12 protein-coding genes are annotated in these 12,114 nt (G+C 73.1%); 8 read left to right on the top strand and 4 right to left on the bottom strand.

The window, feature by feature from the left end; genetic code table 11:
* Window positions 1-2 precede the first annotated feature (2 nt).
* The gene (locus tag AB0B20_RS05785) at window positions 3-212 is read right to left on the bottom strand and encodes a hypothetical protein (protein WP_357385172.1); all 210 of its coding nucleotides are present in this window, start codon (window positions 210-212) and stop codon (window positions 3-5) included.
* Between the two features lie 137 nt (window positions 213-349).
* On the opposite strand from AB0B20_RS05785, the gene AB0B20_RS05780 reads away from it, so the two are divergent.
* Complete coding sequence (locus tag AB0B20_RS05780; protein WP_184680857.1) at window positions 350-733, top strand: phage holin family protein; 384 nt, start codon at window positions 350-352, stop codon at window positions 731-733.
* A 194-nt stretch (window positions 734-927) separates the two neighbouring features.
* Window positions 928-1,950: a class II fructose-bisphosphate aldolase gene (gene fbaA, locus AB0B20_RS05775; protein WP_013283394.1), complete on the top strand. Its 1,023-nt coding sequence runs from the start codon at window positions 928-930 to the stop codon at window positions 1,948-1,950.
* 93 nt (window positions 1,951-2,043) lie between these two features.
* Here fbaA and AB0B20_RS05770 read toward each other — a convergent pair whose 3' ends face one another.
* Window positions 2,044-3,255 (bottom strand): hypothetical protein, encoded by a 1,212-nt coding sequence (locus AB0B20_RS05770; RefSeq protein WP_357385169.1) that lies wholly within the window; start codon window positions 3,253-3,255, stop codon window positions 2,044-2,046.
* A 262-nt stretch (window positions 3,256-3,517) separates the two neighbouring features.
* Between AB0B20_RS05770 and AB0B20_RS05765 the strand changes: the two genes are divergently transcribed.
* Window positions 3,518-3,946 carry a DUF3151 domain-containing protein gene (locus AB0B20_RS05765; RefSeq protein ID WP_357385167.1) on the top strand — a complete coding sequence of 143 codons (429 nt, stop codon included), beginning with the start codon at window positions 3,518-3,520 and terminating at the stop codon, window positions 3,944-3,946.
* 51 nt (window positions 3,947-3,997) lie between these two features.
* Here AB0B20_RS05765 and AB0B20_RS05760 read toward each other — a convergent pair whose 3' ends face one another.
* Both AB0B20_RS05760 and AB0B20_RS05755 read right to left on the bottom strand, forming a co-directional pair.
* Complete coding sequence (locus AB0B20_RS05760) at window positions 3,998-5,932, bottom strand: chromosome partitioning protein (protein ID WP_357468437.1); 1,935 nt, start codon at window positions 5,930-5,932, stop codon at window positions 3,998-4,000.
* A gap of 74 nt (window positions 5,933-6,006) precedes the next feature.
* Window positions 6,007-7,005 carry a diacylglycerol kinase family protein gene (locus tag AB0B20_RS05755; protein WP_357468434.1) on the bottom strand — a complete coding sequence of 333 codons (999 nt, stop codon included), beginning with the start codon at window positions 7,003-7,005 and terminating at the stop codon, window positions 6,007-6,009.
* 121 nt (window positions 7,006-7,126) lie between these two features.
* Here AB0B20_RS05755 and AB0B20_RS05750 point away from each other — a divergent pair, with 121 nt between their 5' ends.
* The 5 genes from AB0B20_RS05750 (at window position 7,127) to AB0B20_RS05730 (ending at window position 12,056) form a co-directional block, all read left to right on the top strand.
* Entirely contained in the window at window positions 7,127-8,416 is a 1,290-nt protein-coding gene (locus AB0B20_RS05750) for an adenylosuccinate synthase (protein ID WP_357385161.1), read from the top strand.
* A 144-nt stretch (window positions 8,417-8,560) separates the two neighbouring features.
* Window positions 8,561-9,322 (top strand): type IV toxin-antitoxin system AbiEi family antitoxin domain-containing protein, encoded by a 762-nt coding sequence (locus AB0B20_RS05745; RefSeq protein WP_357468430.1) that lies wholly within the window; start codon window positions 8,561-8,563, stop codon window positions 9,320-9,322.
* 90 nt (window positions 9,323-9,412) lie between these two features.
* Entirely contained in the window at window positions 9,413-10,660 is a 1,248-nt protein-coding gene (gene purD / locus AB0B20_RS05740) for a phosphoribosylamine--glycine ligase (RefSeq protein WP_357385156.1), read from the top strand.
* Between the two features lie 60 nt (window positions 10,661-10,720).
* Entirely contained in the window at window positions 10,721-11,215 is a 495-nt protein-coding gene (locus AB0B20_RS05735) for a SigE family RNA polymerase sigma factor (protein ID WP_357385324.1), read from the top strand.
* A 313-nt stretch (window positions 11,216-11,528) separates the two neighbouring features.
* On the top strand, window positions 11,529-12,056 hold the full coding sequence (locus AB0B20_RS05730; RefSeq protein ID WP_357385154.1) for a hypothetical protein: 528 nt from the start codon (window positions 11,529-11,531) through the stop codon (window positions 12,054-12,056).
* Window positions 12,057-12,114 lie beyond the last annotated feature (58 nt).

Here is a 12,114-nt window from a genome sequence, read left to right as displayed (position 1 = left end):
GATCAGCGGTACTCGTCCTCGTCGGCGGTGACGACGCGGGCCTGCTCCATGGCGTCCCAGTCGTCGACCTCCATGCCGCGGTGCGGCTCGCCGTCGGTGTCGTCGGTCACCGTGGTGGCCTGCTCGACCGCGTCGGCCGGCTCGGCCTCCAGATCCCGCTCCTCCGGGGCGAGGTGGTCACCGGGCGCGAAGTCCTCGTCGGGCTGACCCATCGTCCCTCCCTGATCTCCGTGCGGGCATCGTCCCCACCACCGTACGGGCTGGTCCGGGCCGCCGCTGGGTGGCGGGCGGAACGCGGAGTCGGCGATTGTCCCGCTCCCGGCGCGCGGCCGGTGCCAGGATGTTTGGCATGGGCTTTCTGATCCGACTGGCGATCACCGCGGTCGCGTTGTGGATCGCGACGCTGATCGTGCCCGGGGTGGACGTGAGCGGCCGTAACACCGGCAACAACGTGCTCACCCTGATCGTGGTGGCGCTCGTCTTCGGTGTGGTCAACGCGGTGCTCAAGCCGCTCATCAAGGTGTTCGGCTGCGTGTTCTACCTGCTCACGCTCGGCCTGTTCGCGCTCGTGGTGAACGCGCTGCTGTTCCTGCTGACCGACTGGATCGCCGGGGTGCTGAAGCTCCCGTTTCACGTCGACGGTTTCTGGGCCGCGTTCTGGGGCGCCATCGTGGTCGCGGTGGTGAGCTGGCTGATCAGCGTCGTCGTACCGGACCGGCTGGAGAACAGGTGAGCGGCGTCCGGGCCGGTTGCGCCCCGCTCACGCTCCTGCGGGATACTGCCCGCGGTGGACAGCGCGGTCCGGCGCACCGTGGACGTCAGCGACCGGAACGGTCGGCTCCGGGGAAGATCCGGGGCCGGAACGGCCGCCCTCCATGGAAGACAGCGGCCTGCACGGCCGAGAGCGGTAAGTAAGGAGCGTTCGACATGCCCATCGCTTCCCCCGAGGCTTACGCGGAGATGCTGGACCGGGCCAAGGCCGGCCGGTACGCGTACCCCGCGATCAACGTGACCTCCTCGCAGACGCTGAACGCGGCGCTCAAGGGCTTCGCCGACGCGGAGAGCGACGGCATCATCCAGGTCTCCACCGGCGGCGCGGAGTACCTGTCCGGCCCGTCCGTGAAGGACATGGTGACCGGTGCCGTGGCGTTCGCCGCGTACGCGCACGAGGTCGCCAAGAAGTACCCGGTCAACATCGCGCTGCACACCGACCACTGCCCGAAGGACAAGCTGGACAAGTTCGTCCGGCCGCTGATGGCCATCTCGCAGGAGCGCGTCAAGGGCGGCCAGGAGCCGCTGTTCCAGTCGCACATGTGGGACGGCTCGGCCGTGCCGGTGGCGGAGAACCTGGAGATCGCCGAGCAGCTCCTCGCCGAGGCCGCCAAGGGCAAGATCGTCCTCGAGATCGAGGTCGGCGTCGTCGGCGGCGAGGAGGACGGCGTCGAGAACGCCATCAACGACAAGCTCTACACCACCGTCGACGACGGCCTGGCCATGGTCGACGCGCTCGGCCTGGGCGAGAAGGGCCGCTACATGGCGGCGCTGACCTTCGGCAACGTGCACGGCGTCTACAAGCCGGGCAACGTCAAGCTGCGCCCCGAGGTGCTCAAGCAGATCCAGGACGCGGTCGGCGCCAAGTACGGCAAGGACAAGCCCCTCAGCCTGGTCTTCCACGGCGGCTCCGGCTCGCTGCTGTCGGAGATCCGGGAGGCGCTGGACTACGGCGTGGTGAAGATGAACATCGACACCGACACCCAGTACACCTTCACCCGCCCGGTCGCGGACCACATGTTCCGCAACTACGACGGCGTGCTGAAGGTCGACGGCGAGGTCGGCAACAAGAAGATGTACGACCCGCGCGTCTGGGGCAAGGCCGCCGAGGCCGGCATGGCCGCCCGTGTGGTCGAGGCCTGCGAGCACCTGCGCTCCACCGGCACCACCATGAAGTGACACCCCGCGTGTAAGGAAGGGCCCCTTGTTAACGCGTCGGCGTTAACAAGGGGCCCTTCCCCTACCGGAAGCGTTAAGAGGGGGCCCTTCCTTTCACCGCACCAGCACCCGGACGGCGTCGCGGACGTCGTCGGTCAGGTGGACGGTGTGCGACAGGTCGCCGAACGGGGACGCGGCGAACAGCGGCCGCAGCAGCGACTCCACCGGCAGCTCGGTCGTCCAGTACGTGCGGTCCAGGAACACGTACGCCCCGCTCGCCCCGTCGGTGCCGTAGAACGTCTTGGTGGCCGCCTGGAACACCTCCTGCACGGTCCCGGCCTTGCCGGGCGCGAACACGATCCCGCCCCGGGCCAGCCGCAGGATCGTGTCCTCCCGGATGGCGTTGGAGAAGTACTTCGCGATCCGGCCCGCGAACAGGTTCGCCGGCTCGTGGCCGTACAGCCAGGTGGGGATGGCCAGCCCGCCGGAACGGGCCCACTCGGTGCCGGGTGCCGACGGGCGCGGCGAGGGCAGCGACGGGCCGCCCGAGTACCGCTCGCGCACCGCCAGCGCCGCCGCCGTGTACCGGTCGTGGTCGGTGAAGTCCGGCGCGACGGCGAGCACGTCGATCGCGGCGGTCAGCTCCTCGGCCGGCCAGGCCGCGAGGAACGCGCCGAGGTTCGCCGCCTCCATCACGCCCGGACCGCCGCCGGTGACCACCAGGCGGTCGGCCCGCGCCAGCTCCCAGCCCAGCACCGCGGCCATCCGGTACGCGACGCTGCCGCGCGGCACCGCGTGCCCGCCCATCACCCCCACCACCGACTGCGGCCCGTGCGCGGCCAGCCACGACCGGGTGGCGTCGGCCAGCGCGTTGTCCACGCCGTGGTCGTGCAGTCGCTGCCCGAGCGCCTCGCGTACGTCCGGCAGCGCGCCGCCGTGCGCCCGGAAGTGCGCGTACACCCGGGTGTCGTACATCCCGGCGAAGCCGCCCTCGGCGAACCCGGCAGCCAGCTCGTCGGCGGTGTATAGGTGCGACGGCTGCGTCGGGTAGGGCAGCCCGGAGAACGGCGGGACCACGTTGGCGCCCCGGCGGACCAGGTCCGCGCCCACCTCGCGGCCGGCGAAGCGGCAGCCCACGAAGAGGGTGCCGGTGACGTCGACGTCGCGCAGGTCGGGTACCGGGTCGAGGTCGAGACGCAGGCCCTGCACTGTCAGCCCGGCCAGGGTCCCCCCGGCCAGCCGCTGCTCGAACGCGGTGCGGGTCTCGATCTCGTTGACGTGGGGCGCGTGCGGCTCGATGACGTCCGCGGGTGGTGGGGTCGGCACCAGGCCATCCTGCCCCCGCACGGCAAGTGCCGAAACCGGGGGCGAAGACGACAGGAGCCCGGCGGGCACGCCGCCGGGCTCCTGCGTAACCGGGTCCTGGGGAGGCTCCGGATCTGTATTTGTAGTGCAAGAACCACTGCGGCGGCATGGGCCGCGGGTACGTGTGCTCCCGCCGCAGGCGTGACGAAACCCTCAGCCGTTCAGCCAACCGTACGGGCGGGCCCTCTCGCGTACCCGAGGGCGAAGCGGGTTGAATGGGGCGATGCATAACCTGTTGCCTGAGCCACCGGCCACCCTGCTCCCGGCCCACGAGGAGGCCGACGCCGCGCTCGCGGTGGCGGCCGAGCAGGGCACCGACGAGGCGTACGCCGAGGTCGCGGCCCGCTTCCCGACCTACAGCGCGGCCTGGGCCGCGCTGGCCGGCCGCGCGTTCGCCGCGGATCAGGTCGTCACCGCCTACGCGTACGCCCGCACCGGCTACCACCGGGGCCTGGACCAGTTGCGCCGCAACGGCTGGAAGGGCCACGGCCCGGTGCCCTGGTCGCACGAGCCCAACCAGGGCTTCCTCCGCTGCCTCTACGTGCTGTCCCGTGCCGCGGGGGAGATCGGCGAGGCGGACGAGGCGGCCCGCTGCGCCCAGTTCCTCCGGGACTGCGACCCGGTCGCCGGGGACGCGCTGTCCGGCGAGTGACCACCGCCGCGACGGCCGGCCCCGACCCGGGTGCCGGCCGTCGCGCCCGTCCTACAGCCCCTCCGCCACCGACGCGGCGATCTTCAGCCAGGCGTCGCGGGTGGCGGAGGAGAGCTGCCCGTACCGCAGCGGCTCGCCGGTGTCGATGAGCCGCTCGTACGGCGCCAGCAGCACCGCCCGGGTCCGCGCCGCGAAGTGGGCCTGGATGGCGGGCAGGTCGATCTCCTTGCGCGACGGCGGCATCGACACCACGGTGACCGCCTGCCGGACCAGCCGCTGCCGGCCGCTCTGCTCCAGGTGGTCGAGCATCCGGGCGGCGGTCTCGGCCGAGTCGTTACGCGCCGACATGGTCACCACGAGCTGGTCGGTGGCGTCCATCGCGGCCTGCCAGTTCTGCGCCCGGACGTTGTTCCCGGTGTCCACGAAGATCAGCTTGTAGAACCGGCTGACCACCTCACGGATCTCCGCGAACGCGGCGGCGGTGAGCATCTCGCCGCCGGTCGCGGACTCGTCCGAGGCCAGCACGTCGAACATGCCCTCGCCCTGTGAGCGGACGTACTGCGACAGGTCACCGACCCGGCCGTGCGGACCCTGGAACTGGGACAGGTCGCGCAGCATGTCCCGCACCGTACGGGCGTGGAAGTCCTGCTGGGCCCGCATGCCGAGGGTGCCCTGGGTCTCGTTGTTGTCCCAGGCCAGCACGTACCCGCCGCGCTTCTGGCCGAACGTCATGGCGAGCAGCAGGATGGCGACCGTCTTGCCGGCGCCGCCCTTCGGGTTGACCACAGTCACCTGGCGCAGCCCGCCGAAGTTGCGGCGGACCATCTCGATGTCGCGCCGCACCTCCTGCTCGTGCCGCCCGGGCGCGAGCCGGACCAGCCCGATCTTGTTGACCACCGCGCGTACGCCCATGGTGGCCACCGGGTCGACCGGCCGGGCCTGGCGGCGGCGGGCGAAGTCCTCGGCGGTCGGCGGCACCGCCTGCTGAGGCGTCCAGCCCTGCTCCGGCTGGGCATGCGGTGGAGGGGGCACGACGGGGCCGGACACCGGCGCCTGCGGAGGCACCGGGACGCCCGGCTGGGGCGGGCCGGCCTGGGGCGTCCAGCCGGGCGGCGGGTACCAGCCGGCCTGACCGGGCTGCGGCGGGTACCCGGGCTGCGGGTAGCCGTTGCCGTAGGGGGACGGCTGCGCCGGCACGCCCGGCGACGGCGGGAACGGTCCGAGCCGGGGCGGCTCCGGGGTGGGATCGCCCGGCCCTCCCGGCCCCGCGCCGGATTCCGGCGACGGCGGCGGGAGCGCTGCCCCGGCCACCGTGGCGCGCCCGGAGATGGGGCCCTCGGCCTGGAAAGTGTCGGGTGGCGGTGGCGCGGTGACCGTGGCCCGGCCCCCGGCCTCGAGGGCGTCGGGTGGCGGTGGCCCGGCGACGGTGGCGCGGCCGGAGACGGTGCCGTCGGCCTCCGGTGCGCCGGACCACGCAGCCGCGCTGGCGTCGGGAGCGGGATCAGGCGTGGTGGCGCTCTCCGGCGTGGTCCGCTGCGGCGGCTGCGCCCAGGGGGAGGTGGTCCGCCCGTTCCCGGCACCCTCGCCACCGGCCCCCGGAACCGGCGGGGTCTCCGGAACCGGCGTGGCCTGCGGGACCGGCGTGGTTTCGGGGACGGGCGTCACCTGCTGCTGCGTTGGCGAAGGCGGGTTCACCGGCGCCGTGGCCGGCGAGCCGGACGCCGCCGGTTCCGGCCGGGCCGGTGCCGGGCCGGAAGCCGCCTGGTCGAGCGTGAACGGCCGGTCCAGGTCGACAGCGGGCGCCGGGACGTCCGCCGCCGGCGTGGGAGCGTCGGCCGGCGGGAGCGGCCAGGGCACCGACGCCCACGGCGGGATCGCGGCCGCCGCCGCGTCGGTCTCCTCCGGCGGCCAGAGCGGCTCGACGTCCCGCTGCGGCACCTGCGGTCGGCCCGGTACGTGGGCCCGGTCGTCGTTCTCGTGCACCACGGTTCCTCCCCATTCCCTCCGCCGAGGATAGGCGGTTCGGCCAGCGGCGCGAGCCGGGTGGGAATCGACCGAGGTCAGCCCGTCCAGACCGCCCAGGCGCCCGGCTCGGTCCACCAGGAGCGTTTGCGGCTCAGCTCGCCCTCGACGCCGTCGTCGAGGAAGGGGACCTTCTCGTCACGGGGCACGACCGCCACCGCGCGTCCCCGCGCCCGGCGTACCTCCAGCCGGACCTTCTTCCGGCCCAACGCCGACCGGGTGACCACCGGTACGGCGACGCCCACCGTCACCCGCCCGTCGGCCGGATCCGGGTCGGCCAGCAGGTCCACCTCGCCCAGGCGCCCGTACCCGCCCGCGTTTCCGATCGCGCACGCGGTGATCGGCTCGGAGCCGTCGCTGAGCACCGCACCGTCGACCTCGACCCGGGCCCGCCAGTGCAGCGGCCGGCCCGCGTCGTCGGCGGCGCCGAGCAGCGCGCCGTCCAGCGTCACCGAGCCGCCGTCGTTGCGCAGCAGGTCCAGCCGCCGTGCGGTGCCGTCCAGCACCGCGGCGGCCACGCCGGCCGGATCCCGGGGCAGCCCGAGCTGCGCGGCCAGGTCCCGCGCCGTCCCGGACCGGGCCGGATCGAGCGGGAGTACGCCGACCGGCGGCAGGTCGGGCACCGTACGGTTGTCGGCCAGATCGTCGGGGCGGCGGCTCGGCGGCGGAGCGTACCGGCGCACCAGCCGGCGCAGGACGGCGCGCAACTGACCGTCACTGGCGGTGGCGACGATCAGCCGGGTCTTGCCGTCGGAGTCCGGCCAGGTGAGGCCGTCGGCACGTGGCGGGCCGTCGAGGCGGGCCAGCACCTCGTCGATCTCCTTGTCCGACCGGGCGGTCACGGTGGTCACCCGCGCGCCTCGGGCGGTCAGCTCGTCCGCGCAGGCCAGCACCGGTACGCGCGGCGTCTCGCAGCGCTCCTCGCCGGTCTCGGCGGCGGTGTCGTCCGCGCCGCCGCAGCAGGCGCCGCCGCTGCCGCAGCCACCGCCGGGAGCGTCCCGCTCCGAGCCGAGGGTGAGCAGCACCACGTCGTACACGAAGGAGCCTCCTGCTTCTTGACCAACCCCTGCTGGTCCCACCGTCACTACTTGTTAGCCTGACACCCCGGGCTCGCTGACCGGTCGCCACCTGGCACCCGAGCCTTCTGGAGGCGAGAAGATGCCAGCGATCGTGCTGCTCGGCGCCCAGTGGGGCGACGAGGGCAAGGGCAAGGTTACCGACCTGCTGGGTGAGCGGGTCGACTACGTCGTGCGTTACTCCGGCGGCAACAACGCAGGCCACACGGTGATCACGCCGGACGGCCAGAAGTACGCGCTGCACCTCATGCCGTCCGGTGCGCTGTCACCGAGCGCGATGATCGTGATCGGCAACGGCGTGGTGGTCGACCCGAAGGTGCTGCTGCAGGAGATCGACGGGCTCGCCGAGCGCGGCGTGGACGTGTCCCGCCTGCGCATCTCCGGCGACGCGCACCTGATCATGCCGCACCACCGGGCGCTGGACCGGGTGGTCGAGCGCTACCTCGGCAGTTCCCGCATCGGCACCACCGGCCGGGGCATCGGTCCCGCGTACGGCGACAAGGTCGCCCGGATGGGCATCCGGCTTCAGGACCTGCTCGACCCGGGCATCCTGCGCAAGAAGCTGGAGCTGGCGCTCCGCGAGAAGAACCAGCTCCTGTTCAAGATCTACAACCGTAAGGCGATCGACGTCGAGGAGACCGTCGAGGAATACCTCCGGTACGCCGAGCGGCTGCGCCCGTACATCGCCGAGACCCGGGTGATGCTCTGGGACGCGCTCGACCGCGGCGAGACCGTGCTGCTGGAGGGTGCCCAGGCCACCATGCTCGACATGGACCACGGCACCTACCCGTTCGTCACCTCGTCGAACCCGACGGCCGGCGGGGCGTGCGTGGGCGCGGGCATCCCGCCGACCGCCATCACCAAGGTCATCGCGGTGAGCAAGGCGTACACGACGCGGGTGGGCTCCGGCCCGTTCCCGACCGAGCTGTTCGACGACAATGGGCAGCACCTGCGCAAGGTCGGCCACGAGTACGGCACCACCACCGGCCGGGAGCGCCGCTGCGGCTGGTTCGACGCCGTCGTGGCCCGGTACGCGTGCCGCCTCAACGGCGTCACCGACCTGGTGGTCACCAAGCTGGACGTGCTGACCGGCCTCGCGAAGGTGCCGATCTGCGTCGGCTACGAGATCAACGGCGAGCGCTTCGACGACATGCCGATGACGCAGACCGACTTCCACCACGCCACGCCGATCTACGAAGAGCTCGACGGCTGGTGGGAGGACATCACCAAGGCGCGCACCGAGGACGAGCTCCCCGAGAACGCCCGCCGCTACATCGCCCGCATCGAGGAACTGACCGGCACCCGCGTGAGCGTGGTAGGCGTAGGCCCAGGCCGAGAGGAAAACGTCCTCCGCCACCCCCTCCTCCCCTAACCCCCACCCCTCACCCCCCGGGGCGAGGGCGGTTGCGGGCGAGGGCGGCCGGGGGCGGGGCGGAGGCGGGCAGGGCGTTCTCGTTATCCACAAGGTTGTCCACAGGGGTGTCGGCTGTGGGGTAGCGCGGGAGAGCCTGCGCGGGTGGGTGAATTCGACGAGCTGACGCTGCTGGCCGCGACGCAGGGCGGGTTCGTGACGGCGGGGCAGGCGTTGCGGCTGGGCCTGGGCCGGGAGCGGATCCGGTACCTCGTCCGCTCCGGGCGATGGACGCGCGTCTCACGTGGCTGCTACCTGCCGTTTCCCGCCGTTCCGGCACCGGTGGCGCTACGACAGGCCGTGATCCGGGCGACGATTGCGAGCCTCGGGCCGGGCGCGGTCGCCGTGCTGGGCACCGCCGCCGAACTGCACGGCATCGCCGGCCTTCCGCAGACGGAGGCGATCCACGTCTCGGTGCCGCCGGATCGACCGCACGTGCAGCGGCGGGGGGAGCCCGGCCTGACCGTGCACCAGTTGACGCTCGCCGACGCGGACGTGTGCCGGGCCGGCGACATCCCGGCTACGACCCCGGCGCGCACGGTCGCCGACGTGTTGCTGCGGGCTCGGCGCTACCCGGCGGTGTGCGTTCTCGACTCCGCGCTCAACCAGGGGATCCTGGCCGAGAGCGACCTCTCTCTGGTGCTCGCGCACCTCACGGGACGCCGGGGGGCGGTTGCCGCGCGGGGATTCCTGGCCGAGGCGGACGGCCGGGCCCCGCACCTGACGCCCGAGGTCGTCTACGCGGACCGCTTCCGGCAGAACCGCCTGGTGAACGCCGGTTGGCGGATCCTCCGCTTCACCTGGTCCGACACCCTGCGCCCCGACTACATCCCCCAGACGGTCAAACACGCCCTGAAGCGCCGGTGATCAAGGAGTTTGCGGACCTCGGCACGCGAATCTGAGACGCAAACTCCTTGATCGACGGGGAGGGGTGGGGTGGTCAGTAGGATGCCGGTCGTGCGCGTACTTCTTGTGGGTGGTGGTGGGCGGGAGCACGCTCTCGCGCTCGGGCTCGCCGGGGATCCGGCCGTCGAGGCACTTGTCGCGGCTCCGGGGAATCCGGGGATCGCGGCCGTGGCGCAGCTGCGGGAGGTGACACCCACCGACCCGGCAGCAGTGGCGGCCCTCGCCGTCGAGGTCGCGGCCGACCTGGTTGTCATCGGGCCGGAGGCGCCGCTGGTGGCGGGCGTCGCCGACGCGGTACGCGCCAAGGGCATCGCGGTGTTCGGCCCGAGCGCGGAGGCGGCCCGGCTGGAGGGCTCGAAGACGTTCGCCAAGGACGTGATGACCGCCGCCGGTGTGCCGACCGCACGCGCGTACACCTGCGAGGACGCGGGGGCCGTGGCGCACGCGCTGGACGAGTTCGGCGCACCGTACGTGGTGAAGGACGACGGGCTCGCCGCCGGCAAGGGAGTGGTGGTGACCGACGACCGGGCGGCCGCCGAGCGGCACGCGGCGGAGTGCGGCCGGGTGGTGATCGAGGAGTACCTGTCCGGTCCCGAGGTCTCCCTGTTCGTGGTGACCGACGGCGAGGCGGCCGTGCCGTTGCTGCCGGCGCAGGACTTCAAGCGGGTCGGCGACGGCGACACCGGGCCGAACACGGGCGGCATGGGCGCGTACGCGCCGCTGCCGTGGGCCCCGCCCGGCCTGGTCGACGACGTGATGCGCGACGTGGTGCACCCGACGCTGGCGGAGCTGCGCCGCCGGGGCACCCCGTTCGCCGGTCTGCTCTACGTGGGCCTGGCGATCACCCCGTCCGGCCCACGGGTGATCGAGTTCAACGCGCGCTTCGGCGACCCGGAGACGCAGGTGGTGCTCGCCCTGCTGGAGACGCCGCTGGGTGGGCTGCTGCACGCCGCCGCCGCCGGCACGCTGGGCGCGCACCCGCCGCTGCGCTGGCGCGACGGCGCGGCGGTCACCGTCGTGGTGGCGGCCGACGGCTACCCGGCGGGCCCGCGTACCGGTGATGTGATCACCGGCGCGGACCGCGCCGGGATCATCCACGCCGGCACCCGCCGGGACGCCGACGGCACGTTGCGCTCCGCGGGCGGCCGGGTCCTCTGCGGTACGGCGACCGGGCCGGATCTGGCCGCCGCGCGCGACGCCGCCTACGCCCTGGTACGCGACGTGGAGCTGGCCGGTTCCCACCACCGCACCGACATCGCCGCCGCGGCGGTCGGCGGACGGGTCACGATTCCCCGCTGATCCGGGCAACCCGGCCGGTCGCTTCCTCCGTTTGAAGGGGGAAGCGAGGAGGTGGCCGGGTTGCCGGTGGACATCGAGGGTTACCGCGCGTATGTCGTGGCGCGCATGGAGCCGCTGCGGCGTACCGCGTACCTGCTCTGCGGCGACTGGCACACCGCCGACGACCTGGTGTCGGCCGCGTTGCTCCGACTGCTCCGGCACTGGCGCCGGGTCTCTGCGATGGACGATCCCGACGCCTACGTCCGGCGGATACTGCTGCGCGTGTGGTTGGACGAGCGTCGCCGACCCTGGCGGCGGGAGCGCTCCTGGGCGGAGGTGCCGGACACCGGAGTCCACACCGTGTCGGAGGACAGCGCCGAACGTCTCAGCCTCCTCGCTCTGCTGGCCGAGCTGCCACCACGACGGCGAGCCGTCCTGGTGCTGCGCTACTTCTGCGACCTGTCGGTCGAGGAGACGGCGCGGGAACTCGGCTGCTCCCCGGGGACAGTGAAGAGCCAAGCCGCGCGAGCGCTCAAGACGCTGCGAGGCCGTCTGGAGGTGCGGACCGATGGATGAGCTGATGCGGGAACTGCGGGCGGCGACAGCGGAGGCGCCACCCAGCCGAATCGACCTGGACCGACTGATCACCACCTATCACCGGGATCGCCGGAGGCGTGGATGGATGACGGGTGGTGCCGTGGTGGCGGTGACGCTGGCGTCGGTGCTCGTCGCCCCGCCCGTCCTGCGGGGCCTGGGAGGAGGCGACCCGTCCTCGGGCCGCCCAGCCCCAGGATGGCCTGGGCCCGTCGGCTCTCCCACGACGCCCGCCTGCGCACCGGTGACGCCGAGGCCGAGTGGACCAACCGCGCCGATGCAGTCGGATCCGACGGTGCGGACGCTTCCCACCGAAGCGCCGGCGGCGGCCGTGCAGCGCCTGTCGGCGGAGTTGCGCGAGGCGTTGAAGAACGACGTGCCGTCCGGCGTCACCGTGCGCGGGGTCCTGCCCGGTTGCACCGCGCCGCAGTTCCAGTACGAGCGGAGCTACCGGGAGTACACCGCGGGCGGGCGACTGGCCACGGCCACCGAGCAGGGGCCCCTGCACGTCTCGGTCCGACCCACCGGGGCGGGCGAGCGGCTCGACTGCGAGCAGTACACCCTCGCCCGCGACCGTTGCACGACGACCGAGCTGCCCGACGGCGGTGCGCTGCTGGTCATCGAGACGCCGTACGGGGTGCCCGGGGTGGTGCAGCGCCAGGCGGTCGTGGCGCGGACGGACGGCACCACGGTGACGGTGACCACCAGCAACGCGGAGGTCGGTGCGAACCGCGAGCCGACCCGCGGGGCCCGGAATCCACTGCTCACCGTCGGTCAGTTGGCGGCTCTGGCGCAGGCACCAGGGCTGACGCTCTATCCGTGAATGATGTTCTCCCGCTCGGCGGACAGGGTGGCGGGCGGCCGGAGCCGGTAGCGGCTCG

Source organism: Micromonospora sp. NPDC049151 (genome assembly GCF_040648395.1).
In the GTDB taxonomy this organism is placed as follows: Bacteria; Actinomycetota; Actinomycetes; order Mycobacteriales; family Micromonosporaceae; genus Micromonospora.
The sequence above is the reverse complement of the archived record's forward strand: the minus strand, read 5'-3'. Positions and strand labels throughout refer to the sequence as shown.